The sequence below is a fragment of the Rhizobium sp. ARZ01 genome (assembly GCF_014851675.1).
Classification (GTDB): Bacteria; Pseudomonadota; Alphaproteobacteria; order Rhizobiales; family Rhizobiaceae; genus Mycoplana.
Genome location: NZ_JACVAE010000005.1, coordinates 279,448 through 299,802, shown reverse-complemented (window position 1 = coordinate 299,802; position 20,355 = coordinate 279,448). Strand labels below are relative to the sequence as shown.

The following is a 20,355-nucleotide window of genomic DNA, read 5'->3' as shown; positions in this document are numbered from 1 at the left end:
GGTGGTGGGGTCGTAGTAGTGCAGACCGGGTTCCTAGCTAACAGGTCAAGCGCGGCAGGGCACGTCGACGACCTGTCGCGTGCGCACTTGCTCCGAATTGGCACGCGTGCCGTAGCCCCCGCAGTTTCAAAATTGTGTCGTTTTCGCATCACCCTCCGTGAGGTTGCATTTGCCTGGTTGGCAACGGCAAATAGGTTCGGTACAAAAGGCTCACTGCGTTTGATCGAACATAAGGGAGGCGTTGCATGACACCAGCATTCATCAGAATCCTCCCGCGTGGAATGAACCGACACTAGGTCATCTCCATTCGCGGCTCGCCTGGAGCGAGCGCGTTCTGCGGCTTTCTCTTCCTTCACAGCCTGATTGATCTGACGGGATCATTTCGTCTCCGCTCGGGCTGCGCCATTCAACTCCCGATTTTGAGGACCGGCCGCCGAAACACGGGGCCGAGACTGGATAAAATGACTCGCAAGAAGCTCGATTTCCGTGCCGAGGCCTATCGCAACGTGCTCGGCTTTGTATTTCATCATTGGAGACATCGGTTCGGACTGGTTGGCATCATCATCCTGTTGGTGATTGCCAGCACGCTGGCTGAAGTGATGGTGCCGGTGTTTTCCGGCCAGATCGTCGACGCCATTGCGGGCGGCAATGCAGCCGATCGTGCCCTGCAGGCCTTCGTCATCGTTGTGATACTGGGCTTGGCCAGCGTGGCTTTGCGCTGGTTCATCTTCAACGGCATCATCAGGCTGACGCTGCGCACGATGGCGGACGTGACAAATGACGGCTTCCACAAGGTGCAGCGCTTCTCAACCGATTGGCACGCGAACAGCTTTGCCGGTTCGACGGTCCGCAAGATCACTCGCGGTATGTGGGCGCTCGACTCGCTCAACGACCTGCTACTGGTCGCGTTGCTGCCGTCGGTCGTCATGCTGGTGGGCGCAACTGTCGTGCTGGGCAGCTACTGGCCGATCATGGGGCTGATCGTCGGCGCGGGATCGCTGATCTATATCGGCGTGACGGTGATGCTTTCCATGGGGTTCGTTTCGCCGGCGGCAAGGCTTGCCAACGCCTGGGATACCAAGCTCGGCGGCGCGCTGGCGGATGCCATCGGTTGCAATTCGGTGGTCAAAGCCTTCGGGGCCGAGGACCGGGAAGAGGCGCGACTGGGACACGTGCTGGCCAGATGGGACAGCCGCACGCGACGGACGTGGAAGCGCGGAACATTGAGCGGCACGATCCAGGGGTTCATGATGGTTTCCATGCAGGCGGGGATTCTGGGAACCGGCCTCCTAATGTGGCAGCAGGGGCTGGCTTCACCGGGCGACATCACCTTCGTGTTGGCGATGTTCTTCGTCCTGCAGGGATATCTGCGCAATGTCGGCCAGGACATCCGAAATCTGCAGCGGGCCGTCAACGACATGGAAGAGCTGGTGCTCCTCGACAAGATGCAGCTGGGCATCGAGGACAGGCCAGAGGCCACACCCATCGAGATCGATAGGGGCCAGATCGTCTTCGATCGCGTTACCTTCCAATATGGCGCGCATCCCAGCCCGCTTTACGAGGATTTTTCGGTAACCATCAAGCCGGGCGAGCGGGTGGGCCTGGTGGGGCACTCGGGTTCGGGCAAAACGACCTTCGTCAAGCTTATCCAGCGGCTCTACGACGTGAACGCGGGTTCGATCCTCATCGACGGGCAGGATATCGCCCAAGTCAGCCAGTCGAGCCTTCGCGGCCAGATCGCCATCGTCCAGCAGGAACCAATCCTGTTCCACCGCACGCTGGCGGAAAACATCGCCTATGGTCGGCCGCAAGCCTCGCGGCGCGAAATCGAGCAGGCTGCCAAACAGGCCAGCGCGCACGACTTCATCATGGATCTTCCCAAGGGGTATGAAACCATGGTGGGCGAACGCGGGGTCAAGCTGTCGGGCGGGGAGCGGCAGCGTGTCGCCATTGCCCGTGCTTTCCTGGCGGATGCGCCGGTGCTGATTCTGGACGAGGCGACCTCAAGTCTCGACAGCGAGAGCGAAGTCCAGATACAGCAGGCAATGGAGCGCCTGATGAACGGCCGCACCACGCTGGTGATTGCGCACCGGTTGTCCACGGTGCGGGCGCTCGACCGACTGCTGGTCTTCGACAAGGGGACGATCATCGAAGAGGGCGACCACCACGCTCTGATCCGGCTGAGTGACGGCATCTACCGCCGACTGTTCGAGCGGCAGGCGCTGGAACTGACAAAAGGTCTGGTGGCATGAGTCGAGACGCCAGGGCTACGCTCTGGCGTTTCGGTTTTCAGCTTCGGGCTTCCACTCGCGCGCGGGTACAGGCACCCTGCGCGGAAACGAACAGCGGGTCGCAAAGAAGTTCAACCGGCGGGAAGCACGTTCTCGACAAGAGGCCTTTCCCGTATGGAAATCCGCCAGGGATGAGTTGTCTCGCCAGTTGGGCCATGACCGACTTCTGTCAACGATACGGGCAATGGCGGCGTTAGCCGAGGCTGCGGCCTTGGTGTAGGGGTTCTCCCCTCCCGCAAACGACCCCTACCACTCTGAACATTCTGCACCGATAAAAGCTGAACGTCACAATCCGCATTAAGCGGGGAGTTTGTTGCTTAGGACCAGGCAGTATTTTAAGATGGCGTTGCTTCCCGCATCGAGCCCTGGCAGTTACATTCATGATAATTCGCCTATCCATACCGTTTGATCTGCCAGCCCTTCGCGAACTGTTTCTGCAGTCGCGACAGTTGGCGTTCAATTGGGAACTGCCATCGACGCGCACCCTCCTTGATTATGACAGCCAGACCGACGGTGAATGGCAGTTGGTGGCTCTCGATGGCCAACGCCTGATCGGATTCATTTCGGTTTGGGAGCCAGACGACTTCATCCATCATCTACACGTTCATCCGCAGTTCGTACGTCGAGGTATCGGACGGATGCTCCTTCATGCGCTGCCCGGTTGGTATACCAAACCTTACCGGTTGAAGTGTGTTTCCCTCAATGAGGCTGCTCTGGCATTTTACCGTGACAATGGCTTTAGACCCATCGGAAGGGGTGTCGCAGAGGATCACGAATATGTGGTGCTTGAATCTAGCCGGGGTTCATAGGGTTTCCTCCGTCCCGCAAATGCTCCCCCTAAGCAGACCCGGCGCTATCGCGCCGGAATCTTGACATTTTCCGATAACTTGCAAGCCGACGGGGAAGTGGCGAAACGGCGCCGCAATTTGATGTGGCCGCAGCGCGCCGCTTCGCACGTGCTCGAGGGGCGCCCATGAGTTCTGTGCAAGACCATTCCGGTTTCTCCCTAAAATGCACGTGTTGATGGAATATTTTTTCACAAATGTGGACATTTGAGATTTGCCGTGCCATAAGGTGGCCAAATTACGACGCGCTGTCGTATTTGCGAAGTCCTCGCGACCTGCGTCTCTGCTGATTACTACAGCGGCTTACGACTGAACAAAGGAGAGTGCCCCGCTTCCGGAGTTGGGCCCAAGACAATATGGCATGTGCGACTGAGATCGATCTTCCGGCAAACGAGCGCCCGGCCAAGATCAGTATCAGGAACGTCTTCAAGGTCTACGGCGATCGGCCGGACAAGACCCTCGAATTTCTCAAGGCCGGCAAGACCAAGGCGGAAATCCACGCCACCACCGGCTGCACAATCGGCGTCGACAACGCCACCTTCGACATCTGTGCGGGCGAAATATTCGTCATTATGGGGCTTTCAGGCTCCGGCAAATCGACCATGCTGCGGCTTATCAACCGCCTGATCGAGCCTACCTCCGGGGCGATCGAGATCGATGGCCGCGACGTGACCCGCATGCCGCGAAGTGAATTGATTGCGCTCCGCCGCCGCGACATCAGCATGGTCTTCCAGTCCTTCGCGCTTCTGCCCAATCGCACCGTCATCGACAATGTCTCCTTCGGCCTTGAAGTTGCCGGCATTGGCGAGGAGCAGCGCAAGCAGCGCGCCCGCACGGCATTACTGGCCGTGGGGCTGGAAGGCTACGATCGTAGCCGCATCGACCAGCTCTCCGGCGGCATGAAACAGCGTGTGGGTCTTGCGCGAGCACTCGCCAGCAAACCGACCGTGCTTTTGATGGACGAGGCCTTTTCCGCGCTCGACCCACTCATCCGAACGGAGATGCAGGATGAGTTGGTGCGCCTGCAGACAGAGCACAGTCGCACTATCGTCTTTGTCAGCCACGACCTCGATGAAGCCATGCGCATTGGCGACCGCATCTGCATCATGCAGAATGGTGCGGTGGTGCAGGTAGGCACGCCCGATGAGATCGTGCTCAAACCTGCCAACGACTACGTGCGGTCGTTCTTCCGTAATGTCGACGTTTCACAGGTCTTCCGCGCCGGCGACGTCGCCCGCAAGACGCAGGTGACGATCATCGAGCGCCAGGGTGTTTCCGCCGCCGCGGCACTGGAGCGCATGGAACACTACGACCGTGATGTCGCCATCATCCTCGGCCGTGACAAGACCTATCACGGCATGGTCAGTCGCAGTTCGCTGATCGAAAACACGCGCAACGGCGCCTGCAATCTCTACAAGCGGGCCTTCCTGCCGGATATCCAGCCGATCGCCGCGTCGGAGAGCCTGTCCAACGTCCTCGGCAAGGTCGCAGCGAGCGCCTTTCCCGTCCCGGTCGTCGACGAAGCGAACCGCTACCTCGGCTCCATCAGCAAGTCCGCACTTCTCGAAACGCTCGATCGCACCGCCTGATCCAACCCGCTCGGAGACAATTCCATGACGTTCGATATCGGTGACGGCGTCGACAGCGCCGTCAACTACGTCCTCGACAATTTCGCCCCGCTGCTCGACGTCATAGCCGCGACCATCGGCACGGTGACGAACGGAATCCAGGCAGCGCTCACGGCAACGCCGATGCCACTAGGCCTTGCGATCCTCGTCCTGCTTTCGCTGTGGCGAGTCGGCTTTGGCTTTGCGGGCTTCACGGCCCTCTCGCTCTGGCTTGTCAATCACATGGGCCTGTGGTCCGACATGATGGAGACTCTGTCGCTGGTTCTCGCCTCGACGCTTGTAGCCATGTTGATCGGCCTGCCGCTCGGCATCGCCATGGCGCGCAGCGATCGCGTCGCAGCCGTCGTCCGGCCCGTGCTCGACCTCATGCAGACCATGCCCGCATTCGTCTACCTGATTCCGGCAGCAATGTTCTTCGGCCTCGGCGCGGTGCCCGGCACGATTGCGACCGTCATCTTCTCGATGCCGCCGGTCGTACGCCTTACCAATCTCGGCCTCCGCCAGGTGCATGCGGAGTTCATCGAGGCGGGCAACGCCTTCGGCTGCACCGCAGCCCAGCTGCTCTTCAAGGTGCAACTGCCCAATGCACTGCCCTCCATCATGGCCGGCATCAACCAGACAATCATGCTGTCGCTCTCCATGGTGGTGATCGCTTCGATGATCGGCGCTGGTGGCATTGGCAACACGGTGCTGACCGGTATCCAGCGCCTCGATGTCGGCACCGGCTTCGAGGGAGGGATCACAGTCGTCATCCTTGCGGTGATCCTCGACCGGACCACCCAAAGCTTCGGAAGGAAACGCGCCAGAGGCAGGCGCAGCCTCTTCCGTCGACCGGCGCAAGAACCCGCGGCTTCGGCCGCCGCCATGGTCTGAAGGCTGCGGAGCCTGCGCCCAACATGGCGGCCTTCAGGTCGCCGAATGCGAACCTTTCAAAAAGGAGCAACCATGTTCAAAACCCTCATTACCATGGGCCTTGCAGCCGGAATTTCGGTCGGCACCTTCAGCACGGTGCTGGCGGAAGAAAAGACGCCGGTGAAGATCGGCTGGGCGGCCTGGTCCGATGCCGAATTCGTGACCAAGCTTGCTGCAAAACTGATCAAGGATGAACTCGGCCAGGAGGTCGACCTGGTCCAGACCGACGTCGCGCCGCTCTATCAGGGCGTTGGCCGCGGTGACCTGGACGCCATGATGATGGCTTGGCTGCCGGAGACCCATGCTGATTACTTCGCCAAGGTGAAGGACAAGGTGACAACACTCGGCACCGTCTATGACGGGGCGAAGCTTGGCTGGGTTGTGCCCAAGTACATCCCCGAGGACGCCATCGCCTCCATCGAGGACCTGAAAAAGGACGATGTGAAGCAAAAGCTGAGAGGCCGTATCGAAGGCATCGATCCGGGCGCCGGGCTCACGCGCCTGTCCGAAAAGGCCGTCAAGGAGTACGCGCTCGATGGATACAAGCTTCAGATCTCCAGCGAAGCCGGCATGCTGACGACGGTTGACCGGGCCATCCGAAAGGAGGACTGGTTCGTCGCCACGTCCTGGAGCCCCCACTGGATGTTCGGCAAGTACGAGCTGCGCTACATCGACGACCCGAAGGGCGCGCTCGGCAAGGCCGAGCATGTGAACGTCCTCGCGCAAAAGGATTTCGAGAAGGACAATCCCGAGGTCGCCGGCTTCCTGTCGCGTATGAAGCTGCCGATCGGTGATCTCGAGGCCGCGATGTTCAGCGCGCAGGAAGCCTCCTACGATGAGGCCGTCGACAAATACATCGCCGACCATCCCGAGCAGATCAAGGCCTGGCTGGCCAGGGACGACGGCTAAGTAGCGTCCCAAAGTACCCTTAACGCTCCGCGGCACGTCCGAGGGGCGCCCTTCAAACGAAACAGGAGCATCGGCATGCTGAAAGACACCACCCTTGCACCGCGCGCTGCAGTCGATACCACCGACGACACGATCGGCGGCCGGATTTCACTGTCCCGCGATGCGGTCGGCCTTTCCGTCGAGCAGATTTCCGCCATCGCCGGTGTCACCGTCGAGACCTGGACAAACTGGGAAAACGACCGCTCCGAGCCGAGAGCCAACCGCCTCGACATGCTGGCCCGTATTCTACAGGTCAAGATAGCTTGGCTGCTCGATGGACAGGGCAAAGGCCCGCTCCTCTGAAACATTCCCGCAGGGCGCACTGCTTCGGATTTTCCGGTCGAAGCGCTGGGCGAGTCCGGCCGTAATGAGCGCACCGCACTCGGCGCGGGCTCCTTGCCGTGCGGATTCGCGGTGGGGATTGACGCCATTTTTGAGATCAGACCATAGTCCGTTCTCTGTAAGCCGACCTTCCTAGCGGAACTGTCCCTTGACCTCGAAGGTCGCGCCCCGGAGTAGGATCGGTAATTCTAGCACCTTGAGTGCTCATTCTTCCATCAGCGTCCTGAATACCAACGCGGCACTTGCCGACGAAGCGGGCGCGAAAGTTGCCCGATGCTCAGGGCCCCCGCCTCGGCGTCACGGATGACCGTGTAGACGCAGATACCCTCGTCCAGTTGGACAATGGCGGCAGCCTTGGGAGGGGAAAGTCGGTACATCACGGCCAAGCTATGGATAATCCCGTAACCGTCAGAGTGCCTCCAGTGCAGGTTCTGTCCGTGGCAATGCGGGCAGACGGCGCGTGGATACCAGTGATATTGGCGGCAATCCTGACAGAAAGGCAGGACTAGTCTGCCTTTCGCTGTCGCCTGCCAGAACGGGCTCGACACGCCGATCACGACCCTCCCATGCGAAATCGCCGACGGCACTTCATTCGACAAAGACAACGTCCACCCACGTATTGTTCCTGAGCACGCCAACCGTTTCTGGCGCATTCTGCTGTCGACACACGCGGTCTTTTCGCGCTTCCGTACCGGCTTCCTCGGTAAGGCCAGCCCGGTGCACTTCTTCTGGGGCAGTTTTGATCTGGCGGTGACGCGATTTTCCGGTAGGCCAGCGCCGCTACATCCGGGCGGCATTCCACGCTTGTCCGATGCGATCGCCCGCGAAGCCTATTCGCATGAGGTGAGCAGCGCCGGCTTCTGGCCCGGCGGTGGGCCGATCGAATATGCGGCCTTCTACTCCTATGCCTATCCAGCGCCGATGGGCTTTGCTTCGGCAACTGTCGAGCCAGCCGAGGCGATCTTTTCTCAGGAGCTGGGCGAATTTCTATTGCCCTACGATGCCATGCGCACTGCACCTGATCCCGAGGCGACCCTCATGGCGTTCCTGCAAAGTACATACGAGGCTGCAGCCTCCCTCGGCAGGTGGGACCGAGATGCCCTTGAATGCGCCTGTGGTGTACCTTGCCGCCCACATCCACTCTAACGGCCCCTACAAGAGGGCACGAAGACTGTTTCGGATTTGGAGCGCACGCTCAGCGTGAAGCACTTCGACCGGAGCATTTGCAAGATCAGGTTTTCCGCAACAGCGTTCTCGAACCTCCAGCGGCAACCGTGTAGACGGCATCGTTTCTCGAAACTGGCCGCTGGCTCCGCCATGCGCTTCGGCGGCAAGGGAATGCGCGTCATTCGCCTCCGCAGGGGCCGCGACGTCTCGCCCGAGCAGATCGCCGCCACCATTGGCCTGTCGCCGCGCCAGTTCACACGCCTGTTCCAGGCGCATATCGGCATGACACCGAAACATTTCATCCTGGAAACCCGCCTGCGCTACGTCCGCTTCCTGCTTGACAACAGCGTACTCTCCGTCACCGCGATCGCCCATGAGACGGGCTTTTCCGGCTCGGCTCATCTCGCGACCGCATTCCGCAAGAAGTGTCAAAACCCCGAGCGAATTCCGGCATAGGCGCAGCTGATCCACGGCACCGCTCGCTGTAGGTAAAGACAACCCGTTGCTTGGCGTGTGTACAGCGAGTGGCAGTCCCTATGGGCATATCGTGATTGCTTGCGCACGCGACACTGCCGCCGTCGGTGGTACCGCCTGATCGACGGAATGACCATATCGAGAGCTAGCAGATTTCCAAAAGCGGATCTCGCCGCCTTCTACCGTACGTTGCTCTGGCGAACTTCTTGAAGCTGCAGGGCGTAGCGTGTATGTCGCCGCTCTCCGGTGCGAGTCAGTGCGCCGATCTCGACAAGTTGCTGGAGGTCACGCGTTGCCGTCGCTCGCGATGTGGCTGTGATGGAAATGTAATTTTCCGCGCTCAGGCCGCCTTTGAAGCCCGTAATACCCTCTCGAAATATGCGGGCTATGACTTTCTGCTGGCGCTCATTAAGCCGGCCCCGAAACCGATCGTAGAATTTTGCCTTTTGAATGAAGAAGGCAATGCGATCAATTGTTGCCTGTTGGGCCTCTAGGATCGTATTCGAAAAATAGATAACCCATCCAGTAATATCGAGCTTCCGCTGGTGGCGCTCAAGTTCCGAATAGTAGGTTTTTCGATTGCCCTCGATCGTATAGGCAAGCGAAATCAAGCTCGGCTGTCCGATGTTCTGCGCCAGGGACTTCTCGGCCAACGCACGCCCAATTCGGCCATTTCCGTCTTCGAAGGGATGTATGCTTTCGAAGTAGAGGTGTCCGATAGCCGCACGGGTCACCGCAGGTAAAGGAGCTTGCCCACTTGGCCCGGATCGATTGAACCAGTCGACGAAAAGCTCCATCTCGGGCCCGACTTGGCGAGATGGAGGTGCCTCAAAATGGATCGTCGGTTTATCCAGACGACCAGAGACAATCTGCATTGCATCATCGTGGCGACGATAGGCTCCAATCGTTTCGATGTGCCGGTTTCCGGCCATCAGCATCGAGTGCCAATGGAAAAGTTCCTCATGGTGAAGTGAGCCAGACCAGTGCTGGTAAACATCGGCCATCATTTCTGCGATCCCGCGCTCTTGCGGCCGGACCGGACGACCGTCTGTGTTGAGGCCAAACTGCTGGCGCAGCGACGACTGAACGCTTGCTCGATCGAGAAACTCGCCCTCGATCTCAGAGGTTTTGACCGCCTCATCGCTTAGCAATTCGATCCGCAGTTGGCTGCTATCGTCTTCACTAAAATGCCGAACTGCACCGATCACCTCGCCCGAAGACTGGAGAAATTTCTGCTCCAATAAGGCCAGGTTCTCAACGTCATATGTGAAATTTGGCCAGTCAGCTTGTTGCCAGTTCCATTGCATAAGTTATAGCCGCCCTTTCTATAGCTCAAAATGCACGCATTTATGAGCTATTGCAAGTCACTCTATTACTCATCGGAGACTGAGAACTCGCCCCCTACCAACTGACATCTGGTTTATGTGACAACACCCTTTCAAGGGTCGCTTCAACATGGTGCAGGCGCGTGCGATGCCGATCCTCTGCTTCTGACCGCCGGAAAGGGGGCAACCGGTATTGTACTTCGCCAGGTCGAGTTCCATCTGCTGCAAAAGCTCGGACACCCGACACGCCCCGTCGGGGGTGTCTCGGGTCGTAGGGACCCGCTTCCGCCACCTGCAGTCCCAACTGCCGCCTAGCCCGGCGTGCCCGACGCCGGGCTCTTTGGCGTTGACCGCTTTACCCCCTTTGACGCCCAGTGCCCCGATGCCCATCAGCTTCCAGCGCTTCACGTCCTCGGTGACCGGCTTCATCTCCCCAACATCGTCCTTCAATTCGGACACGCCTGTTTCGAGATGGCCGACGCGCGAAACCAGCTCGTCCATGCGCTTGTGGACGGCGCCCGGCTCTCAGCCGACTTATCTTCCGATCGCTGGCCGCTTCCTCCATCCGGCGAAGGGACTGCTGGAGCCCCCGCATTCCCTCGGCGAGTTCGCCAAGCTGACGATGGACATAGGCGGTATTTTCAGTGGGGGACATCGCCAACCTCACGCACTTGAATCGAGTGCGACCTGTTCATAAATTTTCGGCGGGCTTTTTCGAAGCGGCGCATTGGAGGCGCGCCATCCCGAGGGAGATACAGCAATGATCCATCGCCACGTACCCAACGACAATACGTTTGATCCTGCCGCGCTCATGATGATCAGCAACGTGTACGACAAGATCTGCCAGAGCCGGCAAATCAGACCGAACATCAGGTTGGTGCTGCCGGCGGTGGGCATCTCGTGCCCGTTCGTCTCCCGGCATCCCGCCGACCAGCGGCATCGCGGCGCTGTGTGGCAGCCGCGCAGCCTATCGTCATCAACGCGTTTTGGAGTCACATTGCGCGTCCTGACCGCCTGAGAGGTCACCCCATGAACGATGTCATCAGCGTAGACTTCCGTGCCCGCTGGAGCGTGCCGGTAGGCATGATCACCCAGGACAGGCTCATTCGGATCGTCATAAGTCCAGAAGACGCCCTTTCCGCGCTCTCCGATAGCTGGCCGCGTGCCCATGGTGGCCAGCGCTTCAAACAAGCGAGACGCGCGTGTATAGACGCGATTTGTGGGCGCAGGACGCCGGATGAGGCCAGGGACGTCTTTATTGACGCATGCCAGGAGGCAAAGATCCTTCTGACCCACACTAGGAGTGGCAACGACACGACGTTGCGCCGATAGTCTGCAATGCTACCGCCTTTGGTATTCGCATCATTCGCGATGGGCCCCTCAAAGGCGCAAAGGAAGCCGGGGCCTTTATGCCTATGGATAAACCCAACTCGTTCGGTGTAACTCCGGACCGGACGAAGTGTACTTTCAATCGATTGTAGGAGTTCGTAAAGCGGACACCAATTGGTAGCTTTCGCGCCGTGGAGGAGGTTGGCTGTCGATTGGATCTTCGCCAAATGGGGAAAATGGTTTTCATTGATTTCGTAGTACGTTGGACGTCGCCCGTGCCCATCGTCACAAACAGTGGTGTGCTGCTGATACGCAGTCCGAGGGGCGCCCTGAGATTTATGAGAAGAGGTTGGCCATTTTCGAAGGGCGTGGTGTACCGTCCGCAATTCTCGCCTGTGTCGGCGCCATCAGACAAGATATGTCGATCGAAACCGCACGCCGAAAGTTCGTTGAACTGTGTCGCACGGTTGACGCACTGGGGCACGATGACCTCGAGGACATGTGCTAGTCGAGGGCTCGTTGCCGACGATGCCGGCATGGCCCTTGACCCAGTTGATGGTTACCTACGCCGCGCTCGTCATGGCCTCGTCGATCCCCTTCCAGAGATCTGGGTTTTTGACCCGTTCCTTCGCATTCGGGCTCTTCTTCCAGCCGTGCCGCTTCCACTTGTGGCGCCAGTCGTTCACGCCGTTGACGCAATACTGGCTGTCGCACCAGATTGTCACCGGACCGTCAAAGCGCTTCGCGACCCCGATCGCATTCAGCAGCGCACGACGCCCCAACCGCCCTCGCCAGGATTCGGAAGCTGTGCCGTCAGCAAAGACGTGAATTCCGGACGAGATGTCGCACGCAAATGAGTTGCTTTCGCTCACGCTCGGCTTATCCCCAACGGGCTTGGCCCACTTGGCGGCGGGCCGGGCTGAGGCGGGTGCCGTTGGTTTCGAGGCACCCGCCTTCTCGTTGTCGGCCGGGATAGCCTTTTGGATCGCCATCAGGGTCGGTAGCATCGGAGTGCGAGACGAACAGGCAGCTCGCCTCATCCGCCGTCAGTTCGCCGCCGAGCAGCTCGGGCAACGGCGGCAGCCTGCGCACCTCGCAGTGAGGCGAACACCAAAATTGCCAGAATGGCGATCATGATTGCCACCGACATCAGTACTGTTCCCGTGGGCGGTCGACGAACGCGCGCTTGGCGGCCGTCGCGATTTCAGACCCCAGTCCGCCGCCGTGCAGGTTGTCTGGTCGGCTATTTCCGTTTCTTGTCCTCCATGTTGTTGGAGCGATGAACTTCGCCATAAAATCCTCGCCAGGCGATTGGCTTCCCATGGTGAGAGCATAGAACGGATAAGGGTCATCCTTCTCCCAAGCGCGCTCATTGTCGAAGAAATCCGCGCCACTCGCCGGCACTTGCAACGACCTCCTTAGGGCAGATCGGCCGCGAAGAGCTATCAACCCAGTGGACCCTACATACGCCGCACCGGTGTCATTCCAAGAAGCTCAAGACACCTTCCGATGATCCTCGCGACCAGCCTACATGTGGCAAGCCGTCCCGACGGATTGTCTGCCTTCAGCACCGGGCAATCCAAGGGTTGAAACGTCGCCTCCAAGACTGCCAATTGCAAAGGTCTCGGCGTAGCGGCCACCGATCTACCACCGATCTAATTGACAATTTCGCCGGAGCCTCGACGCTAGGCCAACGCTCATGCTGTCAATTCATATATTCGCACCGCGGCCTCGAAACCTTTCGGCGTCACGGTATCGACTGACCTGAAGGCGAACCGATCCGCCACCTGTTCCCGGACGGCCTCGCTGACAAGTATCTCGGTGCCGTAATCCTTGTTCAGCGCCTCCAGCCGGGCCGCCATGTTCACGGTTGCGCCGAGGACCGTGTAGCTCATTCGATCCGACGAGCCGACGTTGCCGACGACTGCCTCGCCCGTATGGAGACCGAACCGAGTCCTGTAGGCGGGCCATCCCTCCCGTTCGAACTCCTGAACTAGCATGTGGCTCGCGTCACGACATGCGAGCACCGCGGAACAGGCGTGTGCTACATGATCTGGGTCCTCTGCCGGGGCATTCCAGATCGCCATGACCGCATCGCCGACGAACTTATCAACCGTGCCATTGTTTGCCATGATCACCTCGGTCAGCGCGGCAAGGTAACGGGAAGTGTAGAGCATGAGTTTCTCGGGATCTGCGTGTTCCGAGATATGGGTAAAGCCCGCGATGTCCGTGAATAAGATCGTGATCTCTCGGCGGGAACCGCCGAGTCGCAACGCTGTTCCGCTCTCGATGAGCTGCTGTACAAGGCGCTTCGGGACAAAACTGGAAAAGGTCTGGACAACCGCCCGCATAGTCGACACTGACTGGCCCAGGTCGTCGATCTCACGGATCGAAGAGCGCACTCGCTTGCCCTCTCCCTGTACATCAAAACGCTGGATCTGGTCGGTTTCTACGGCCAGAGCATTCATGGAGCGGGATAGCAGCGAGCCGATCCACCAGACGACGGGCAACGAGGCGAAAACGAACGCGAGGGCGAGCAGGAGCAACCTGCGCCTTCCCGCCTCTACCTCCGAAAAGAACTCATCAAGCGGCGCCACGACAGCCAGGCGGAGATTAGCCGAACCGGCTGTCTCAATCGAGCGGAACGCTGCAACGTAGGTCCGGCCGTCCCGGGCCTCAAAGAACTGCTGGGCAACACCGCTCTGCCTCCACGCCTTCAACGGAACGCCGACATCGATGGCCTCGACTTGATCAAGTCGAGGCAGGTCCGCAGTGCCGTCCGAGGATCCGGCTTTCAAGAACTCGGTCATCCGCGGATGGGCGATCAGCCGGCCGCTGTCGTCGAACAGGAAGACTACACCCGACTGCCCTAGTTTCTGCGCGCGCAGGAAAGCATCAACGTCGGCGAGCAGTATGTCGCCAGCGACTATGCCGAGCCGCGGCGCCGTGAATGGCGCCCGCACGGTGTACCCGATCAGGTTGGCAACCTTGAACACGTAAGGGTCGGTAATCGCGCCGGCGCCGGGCTCGAATGCGCCGAGATACCATGGCCTGGTCCGAGGATCGTAGTCCGCCTCGCGCTGCGCCTGAGTCAACGTCTTGAGGTCTGTGGAGAGAAAGTAGGTGGTCCGCATCCTTGTCGACGATCCAGGCGGTCGGTCCATCACGGTCAACCGGAAGGCTGAATCCGCGGGCGCCCCAAGTTTCGCCCGGACGGCAGGCCCGGCCCGGTCAAGGGCGTCGAGCTCGATAAAAGCTCCGTCGTCGTACCCGACATACAAGTTGTAGAGCTGTTCGTGTTGCCGAAGAAGCACCGCTAGGATTGCATTGAGGGACTGGTTGTCCGAGATTGCCGCGGTTCCCACGGAAGGGAGTAGCTTCAGCACCGCCAGGGCGCTCTGGACCTCCTTGAATTGCCGGTCCACCCGCTCCGCTGTGTGTTCTGCGACCCGGTCGATGAAGGTCAGGGCGGCGGTACGGGTGATCGCCTTCGCCCGGTCGAAGCTGAGGAAGACGAGGGCTAGGCCGACACACAGGACGACCGCAACAAAAAGCGCGGTGATTGAGAGCTGGAATCCGATCCTGACGCGGTGGCGCGCTTTTCCCGTCGACGTTTCCGGCATCTGCGAGCCTCGTGAGCGGCAACATCACTTATCGTGCGCCATCTCTCGGAAGTCCCTAAAACTGTGAATGTTAGCCTAGACCCTGACCTGTACAGTGTCGAGCTTTACGCGGTGACTCTCCACGGTGGCGAGTTCGGCTGAGCACGAGCGAACTTCCGCAAGGGTCGTTTCCAACCGTTGACCAGAAATTGTGCAGCGTCCGCTCGTGGCGCGAAGCGGACCATGCCACCTCTTTTCGCCCAACCGAGGCGAAACGTTTTCCTCTGCAAACAGTTGGTCCCGTAGCAAAAAAGTGAGACCGAAAATCGCCCTTTGATTTGCTTATGCTTTCCAATTGGATTGTCCCACCAGTTTTGAGCCCGAAAGGCCTGGGGTGGCACTCCATGCCGGGCAACCGAAACTCAATAAAATCAATGTTCAGGCGACTTTCTGGACACTTGCCCCTTCCACGCAATCGTTGCGCTTTTTCGAAAAGTGTCCAGCCGTCAATCGCCCCACATGCCCCCGTTGACATTGCCCCCAATGAGAACATTTGTAGAACATAGAAGAGGTGTTCCGATGGCAATGGCTGAAAAATATATTGTCCTCCCATTCAAGCGCGTACGCGGCGGCCTGGCGCCGAGGCCTGCAGCGATGGCGCCGCGTCACATTGGCGTCGCCGCCTACGCAGTACAGGTCGATATGGAAAGCGGCGACATGACCAGTCCCCGGCTCCTAATCCAGTTCGGGGAGATCGGCGAGCTCGCCTCATCTGCCTCGATCCGCGCCAAGGGAATCGGAGCCGCGCGCCGTCCGCTTTGGGCCCGAAGCGGTCATTACCCCATACGCGAGCCGGGGATTGCGGATCGGTTTAGAGCAAGCTGGCCGCTAATTCAGGTCCGGTTCGCGCAAGTTATTGCAGCCAATGCGGCATGTAGGTTTTCACCCAGTCAAGGTGCTGGTCGAGCATCGCCGTGGGTCGGTGGGTCTCCATCCAGTCGACTATGTGCGGCACCTGCTCGCGATAATCGAAGGGCGCATCGATCTCGTCGAAATGCTCGGCCCACGGTTCCTTGAAATTCAAGCGCCGGACCTTTGCATCCATCAGCGCGGCTCGGAGTTGATCGGAAACCATAATCCCCCCGCCTTCCCAGACCCAATAGTTCAGCCAGAGGTGCCGGCCCGCGATCGTCGATCTGCTGACGGGCAATGGCGGTTTGGTGCCCATGCGAGAAAGATAGGGAATCCCCTCCAGGTCACCTGCTACTCTCCTGCCCCATTCGAGATCGATCCCCTTGACCAGGATGGAATCGAAGCGCTGGCCGACATTGATTAGGAAGTAGGGTTCCTCATAGGGAACCCCTTTCCTCGTCTTGAGCTGGATTGGATAAAATTCATGGATGCCCGGCTCGAATGACTCCACGATCGCCCGAAATCTCTCACCGACACAGGCAAGCGCCGGCAGCGGAAAGACGTCGACAAGCTTGTTGCTGTCGGTCTGGGTCGCACTCCTCGGCACCGGGCGGCCAATGAGACTGTGGATCGCTCCCCAAGAACCGAATCCATACGGTTTCATCCAATCGTCATCCGTATCAATCTCAAAATTTGGCTGCGCGGAAACGCAATCAATGTCGATCTTCCAAGCCATTGATGAACCTTTAGCATAAGTTTGAGCCTCGGCGGATCTCCGATGGAGCAGTTGCTCATCACGCTGCCGACCCAGTCAGTAAACGCAAAACAAGCCATTCCCAGAGAAATCTCCGCCAGGTTGCGCGGAAAAGTTGAAAGAAGAATTAGGCGGGTGAACTACACCCCGTTGCCGCTGTTGCAAACTTTCTGGGGAGTTCTGCAATGTCTGCTGTTGGCGCAAAGCGGACGTGGTCAATTTTGACATCAGTCCTAAAACCGACTGTAAAACCGGCCATTTTTCAATAGGCCGCTAACTGGGCTCGATGCACTGGAAAATGAGGCTGGAGCGGGTAGCGGGGATCGAACCCGCTCATTCAGCTTGGGAAGCTCGTGACATTCGTTTTCCGCCAAAGGCTTCGCAGTAAACACGCCCAGCCGGCCCAAAGCAGGTCAATAGGTTAGGTGCGTGCTGTAAAACTTCCGGGGCTCAATCGAGTGAAAGGACCGCGCTGCTATCCACCGCGTCCCGCAGCCCCTTGAACGATGAATGCCGCAGCTTTCCATCTTTCGTCCACGCCCGGAATTCGATCTCGGCAACGAGGTTCGGCACGACGAAAATTGCACGTCGCTTCCCGACATCGACTGTCGGCAGCTCAATCGCGATCTTGTCGAGGTGTTCGCGCAGCAGCGTGGCCGTCCGCTCGTTAAAGCCGGTCCCTACCCCGCCCACATAGACCAAGCCATCGCCCTTGCGCGCCGCAAGCAGCAGCCGGCCGATGCCCCCCAACCCCACACGCGACGGCTCGTAGCCGACGATCACGAACCCCGCTCTTTGGGCGCATTTGATCTTGAGCCATCCGCTCCTGCGCCCGGATCGATAAGCACAGGTCCGATCCTTGGCTATAATACCCTCTAACCCCATTGCGCAGCTTGCCTCGAGGAAGGCGGCGCCCTCGGCTTCGACCTCCTCCGACAGGCGGATCGTCGGCCCAGCATCGGCAATAAGCGGTTCAAGCGCCCGCTTCCGCTCGGACAGCGGCATGTCGCGCATATCGTGCCCATCCAGGTAGAGCAGATCGAAGGCGTAGAAGATGACCTCGTGCGCCTGCCGCCTGCCACCGCGACCACCGAGAGCATGTTGAAGGGCGCCGAAGTCTAATCGACCCTGCTCGTCGAGTGCGACAGCCTCACCGTCGAGGATGGCGGTCTCTGCTGGCAGGCGCCGGACAGCTTCGGCAATGGTGGGGAACCGCTCGGTCCAGTCATGCCCGCCACGCGTCACGATGCGTGAACCATCAGGCTCCTTGTAGATGACGAGCCGATAGCCGTCCCATTTGATTTCGAAGGCCCATTGAGGACCGGCAGGCGGGGAAGGAGCGAGTAGCGCAAGGCATGGCTCGATGCGGTCTGGCATCGGGTCTGGTTTGACGACAGGATTTGAGCCGCCGCGCTTCGCCATGGCCGTGCGCCTCGCGTTCCTGGCTGCCGCCGAGGAGGCGGATGTTTCAGTTCAATTGCATTAGAATGCGAACGACGGCAGCTATGGATGGCCCAGCCGTCTCGGAAGCGGCCAATGTCTCGCAGTGGAATCATCTGCAGCGCTTTGACGGCACTCGCGTTGGTCGGGTTGTTTTGCGGTGTTGGCAACGTACGCGCCGAAGACCTTCTCGGTGACGTGATCGACGGCATCGTTCAGGCGACTGCTCCAACTCTCCAGAAAGCGATCGTCAGCTCAAGAGATGACGCTCTATCGGCGGGCGTTCAACCAATACCGCCAGCAATTCGGCAAAAGCTGCAGGGGTTTGTAGATAGTGGAATCCTGGACGTTACTCGCTACCGTGTTGGCGGCGGTGGCGAGCTAAGTCTGCAGGTGAATGCTTTCGCTACGGGGCGGCAGATGCCATCACCCTCGATTACGTTATCGTCTTCGCCCATGAAGCAGATGCGCTCCATAACGTAGTCGGCTGGGTTCATGAACTTACGCATGTCCGGCAGTATCAAGACTGGGAGTGCAGGGCTTCGCCATCAGATACATTCGCAGCCATGGCTCAGTCGAACAGGAGGCCTACAACGAAGAAACACGGTATCGAGCGTGGGCCGGTCGCCAATAGTCAACAAACGTCTTAGTCGGCGGCGTTCATCCTGGCCGCCCGCATGAACCGCTCGCCCGGCGGGTGGACTCAGGCGGGCTGTCGCGTCCGACGAATACCGATCCGGGCAGTGGTGGGTTGCTTGCTAATGAACGAAGTTGCGCGCAGAGTCATTTCTTCAGCAGCCAGTTATCAGGGCGCTGCTGCTTCAGGGCCCCCACACCCTAGCCCCCAATGCGAAAAGGAGGACACGATGTCCTCCAAAATCCAGCGCGTCGAATTTCGGACGAGCGACAGCCGCATTCTCCGAGAAATGCTCAAGAAGGCCGGATACATCACAGCCAAACTGACGCCCTTGGCCGGCCCCCTTCATCATCCTTCACAGGCGGCGCTACGGCGCTTCATGACTGGGACAATGCAGGAGGCGTCCACATGACCGGCCCGGCTGAGGCATTGCCGTACGCACATCGCCGTGAGCGCGATGGCACGTGGTCGGTCTTCGACATTCGTTCCGGCGTCGCTGCGGCACCCGGCTTCCTCCCGGTGATAAGACTTTCAGAGGCAGATGCCGAAGGGGTGGCCACAATCCTAAACCGGAATACCGTCGGCAGCACATCCCATCTGCACCGGTACGCGATACAGGGTCTCCCTGGAAAGCGCTAGCCGCCACCCGTCGAAGATGTCGGCGCCACGCAACCAGCCAGGCGCGCGGTCTCGTCGCTGGCCTCGTTCGAGTGACCGCGGCCCATTGAACATCAACTCGGATTAACGATGGTCACATCTCGTGATTGCTTGAATCGCAGCGAGGTCGAGCGCACTCTCATGCATTCTATGAGGGAGGCTTGAGATGATTACGCGCTTCACCCGAGCCGGCGAATTTGTCGGGCCGGAAGATCTTGCCATCTTGCAAGAAGTCTTCGACAACCTCTGCAAGGAACATAAATTCGAACACCGATCTGCGACCGCGGATGAACTCGCCAGACAGATATTCGAGATCTACAAGGCCGGCGCACGCGACCGCGAAAGAATAATGACATTGGTGCAAGCCCGCCTTCAGCGCCGTGTTGGGTGATGGGCGGAACCCTTAGATAACCCTGGCAAGGGCAGGCGCGCGCTCTGAAAACCGGGATGTCAGTTTTTGCGCTCGGCCCGATCCATGATCGCGCATCGTTTGAACACCGCCCGGTCAGTCGTATCCAGCTCTATCCTGGGGTGGTTCCACCGCGATATAGCCATTTTCTTCGAACCAATCACGAAGGACGAGGACAATCGCCTCCTCTCGTGTGATCTGACGTTCTGCGGCGAACTCCGCAATGGCCGTCTCGATATCGTCAGGGAATGTGATTTCTGTCTCCGCGTTCAACAGGCGGCGATAAAGCGGCGACCGTATGCATCTCGATAGTAGCAGTTCCCAGACTGGCCGGCGACGCTGCCAATCGCAGCGCCCGATACACCACCGATGGCGGCACCAACCGCAGCCCCTCTGACATCATTGGTAATTGCACCGCCGATTACAGCACCACTAGCTGCGCCAATGCCCGCGCCTTGCTCCGTCGCCGTACATCCCGAGGCGGCTGCCTCAAGCAGCACGAGTAGAACGATCGTTCTGGTCATTGCCGTTCCTCCCTTTGTCGGAGAAACAATGCTGACTACCAGAAGTTCCGTCTGGAAGGATCCTCGCCATGACTAGAGCGAATTCCGACGCGTCGGCCGCCGCTGGCGAATTCACATTAGAATCGATGGGAACGAACCCAGCATGTGCCTGTTTAGTAG

At 59.4% G+C, this 20,355-nt stretch carries 20 protein-coding genes and 4 pseudogenes; 15 read left to right on the top strand and 9 right to left on the bottom strand.

All coding sequences use genetic code 11. From position 1 onward, the window contains the following. The first annotated feature begins 461 nt into the window (after positions 1-461). The 9 genes and pseudogenes from IB238_RS23980 to IB238_RS23940 form a co-directional block, all read left to right on the top strand. Positions 462-2,252, top strand: coding sequence for an ABC transporter ATP-binding protein (locus tag IB238_RS23980; protein WP_192253263.1), 1,791 nt, complete (start codon positions 462-464; stop codon positions 2,250-2,252). 419 nt (positions 2,253-2,671) lie between these two features. Next, complete coding sequence (locus tag IB238_RS23975; protein ID WP_192253260.1) at positions 2,672-3,100, top strand: GNAT family N-acetyltransferase; 429 nt, start codon at positions 2,672-2,674, stop codon at positions 3,098-3,100. A 392-nt stretch (positions 3,101-3,492) separates the two neighbouring features. Continuing rightward, positions 3,493-4,725, top strand: coding sequence for a glycine betaine/L-proline ABC transporter ATP-binding protein ProV (gene proV / locus IB238_RS23970; RefSeq protein ID WP_192253258.1), 1,233 nt, complete (start codon positions 3,493-3,495; stop codon positions 4,723-4,725). Positions 4,726-4,749: 24 nt separating this feature from the next. Continuing rightward, positions 4,750-5,637: a proline/glycine betaine ABC transporter permease gene (locus tag IB238_RS23965; protein WP_192253255.1), complete on the top strand. Its 888-nt coding sequence runs from the start codon at positions 4,750-4,752 to the stop codon at positions 5,635-5,637. 72 nt (positions 5,638-5,709) lie between these two features. Beyond that, the gene (locus tag IB238_RS23960) at positions 5,710-6,585 is read left to right on the top strand and encodes a glycine betaine ABC transporter substrate-binding protein (RefSeq protein WP_192253253.1); all 876 of its coding nucleotides are present in this window, start codon (positions 5,710-5,712) and stop codon (positions 6,583-6,585) included. 75 nt (positions 6,586-6,660) lie between these two features. Further along, a complete protein-coding gene (locus IB238_RS23955; RefSeq protein ID WP_192253251.1) occupies positions 6,661-6,927 on the top strand; it encodes a helix-turn-helix transcriptional regulator in 267 nt (88 codons plus the stop codon). A 21-nt stretch (positions 6,928-6,948) separates the two neighbouring features. Beyond that, a pseudogene (locus IB238_RS24840) lies at positions 6,949-7,074 on the top strand (RidA family protein); the annotation flags it as partial. Between the two features lie 429 nt (positions 7,075-7,503). Further along, positions 7,504-8,112: pseudogene (locus tag IB238_RS23945) on the top strand (DUF5996 family protein); the annotation flags it as partial. Between the two features lie 210 nt (positions 8,113-8,322). Further along, a pseudogene (locus tag IB238_RS23940) lies at positions 8,323-8,589 on the top strand (helix-turn-helix transcriptional regulator); the annotation flags it as partial. A 197-nt stretch (positions 8,590-8,786) separates the two neighbouring features. On the opposite strand, the gene IB238_RS23935 reads toward IB238_RS23940, so the two are convergent. The 3 genes from IB238_RS23935 to IB238_RS23925 form a co-directional block, all read right to left on the bottom strand. After that, positions 8,787-9,914 carry a Fic family protein gene (locus IB238_RS23935; RefSeq protein WP_192253243.1) on the bottom strand — a complete coding sequence of 376 codons (1,128 nt, stop codon included), beginning with the start codon at positions 9,912-9,914 and terminating at the stop codon, positions 8,787-8,789. Between the two features lie 69 nt (positions 9,915-9,983). Beyond that, a complete protein-coding gene (locus IB238_RS24835; protein ID WP_246723815.1) occupies positions 9,984-10,433 on the bottom strand; it encodes a DUF1515 family protein in 450 nt (149 codons plus the stop codon). 162 nt (positions 10,434-10,595) lie between these two features. Then, positions 10,596-11,123: a hypothetical protein gene (locus IB238_RS23925; RefSeq protein ID WP_192253486.1), complete on the bottom strand. Its 528-nt coding sequence runs from the start codon at positions 11,121-11,123 to the stop codon at positions 10,596-10,598. Here IB238_RS23925 and IB238_RS23920 point away from each other — a divergent pair. Then, positions 11,016-11,264, top strand: a complete 249-nt coding sequence (locus IB238_RS23920) for a DUF982 domain-containing protein (RefSeq protein WP_192253451.1) — start codon at positions 11,016-11,018, stop codon at positions 11,262-11,264. The two genes, IB238_RS23925 and IB238_RS23920, sit on opposite strands and share 108 nt — an antisense overlap. A gap of 560 nt (positions 11,265-11,824) precedes the next feature. Here the strand turns inward: IB238_RS23920 and IB238_RS23915 are convergent. From IB238_RS23915 to IB238_RS23900, 3 genes are all read right to left on the bottom strand, one after another. After that, positions 11,825-12,133 (bottom strand): RNase H family protein, encoded by a 309-nt coding sequence (locus tag IB238_RS23915; RefSeq protein ID WP_192253240.1) that lies wholly within the window; start codon positions 12,131-12,133, stop codon positions 11,825-11,827. A gap of 277 nt (positions 12,134-12,410) precedes the next feature. Next, positions 12,411-12,671 (bottom strand): hypothetical protein, encoded by a 261-nt coding sequence (locus IB238_RS23910; protein WP_192253238.1) that lies wholly within the window; start codon positions 12,669-12,671, stop codon positions 12,411-12,413. 287 nt (positions 12,672-12,958) lie between these two features. Further along, positions 12,959-14,884: an adenylate/guanylate cyclase domain-containing protein gene (locus IB238_RS23900; protein ID WP_192253232.1), complete on the bottom strand. Its 1,926-nt coding sequence runs from the start codon at positions 14,882-14,884 to the stop codon at positions 12,959-12,961. Positions 14,885-15,442: 558 nt separating this feature from the next. On the opposite strand from IB238_RS23900, the pseudogene IB238_RS24830 reads away from it, so the two are divergent. Then, positions 15,443-15,637 (top strand): annotated as a pseudogene (locus IB238_RS24830) (hypothetical protein); the annotation flags it as partial. Between the two features lie 139 nt (positions 15,638-15,776). On the opposite strand, the gene IB238_RS23895 reads toward IB238_RS24830, so the two are convergent. Next, positions 15,777-16,511, bottom strand: coding sequence for a DUF1629 domain-containing protein (locus IB238_RS23895; protein WP_192253229.1), 735 nt, complete (start codon positions 16,509-16,511; stop codon positions 15,777-15,779). A gap of 42 nt (positions 16,512-16,553) precedes the next feature. Between IB238_RS23895 and IB238_RS23890 the strand changes: the two genes are divergently transcribed. Then, complete coding sequence (locus tag IB238_RS23890) at positions 16,554-16,754, top strand: hypothetical protein (RefSeq protein ID WP_192253227.1); 201 nt, start codon at positions 16,554-16,556, stop codon at positions 16,752-16,754. Between the two features lie 225 nt (positions 16,755-16,979). Here the strand turns inward: IB238_RS23890 and ligD are convergent, their stop codons facing one another. Beyond that, positions 16,980-17,951, bottom strand: coding sequence for a non-homologous end-joining DNA ligase (gene ligD / locus IB238_RS23885; protein WP_246723813.1), 972 nt, complete (start codon positions 17,949-17,951; stop codon positions 16,980-16,982). 114 nt (positions 17,952-18,065) lie between these two features. Between ligD and IB238_RS23880 the strand changes: the two genes are divergently transcribed. The 3 genes from IB238_RS23880 (at position 18,066) to IB238_RS23865 (ending at position 19,654) form a co-directional block, all read left to right on the top strand. Next, positions 18,066-18,452: a hypothetical protein gene (locus IB238_RS23880; RefSeq protein ID WP_192253224.1), complete on the top strand. Its 387-nt coding sequence runs from the start codon at positions 18,066-18,068 to the stop codon at positions 18,450-18,452. Positions 18,453-18,835: 383 nt separating this feature from the next. Next, the gene (locus IB238_RS23870) at positions 18,836-19,018 is read left to right on the top strand and encodes a hypothetical protein (protein WP_192253221.1); all 183 of its coding nucleotides are present in this window, start codon (positions 18,836-18,838) and stop codon (positions 19,016-19,018) included. 411 nt (positions 19,019-19,429) lie between these two features. Further along, a complete protein-coding gene (locus IB238_RS23865) occupies positions 19,430-19,654 on the top strand; it encodes a hypothetical protein (protein WP_192253218.1) in 225 nt (74 codons plus the stop codon). Between the two features lie 287 nt (positions 19,655-19,941). Here the strand turns inward: IB238_RS23865 and IB238_RS23860 are convergent, their stop codons facing one another. After that, positions 19,942-20,196 (bottom strand): YMGG-like glycine zipper-containing protein, encoded by a 255-nt coding sequence (locus IB238_RS23860; protein WP_192253216.1) that lies wholly within the window; start codon positions 20,194-20,196, stop codon positions 19,942-19,944. Positions 20,197-20,355 lie beyond the last annotated feature (159 nt).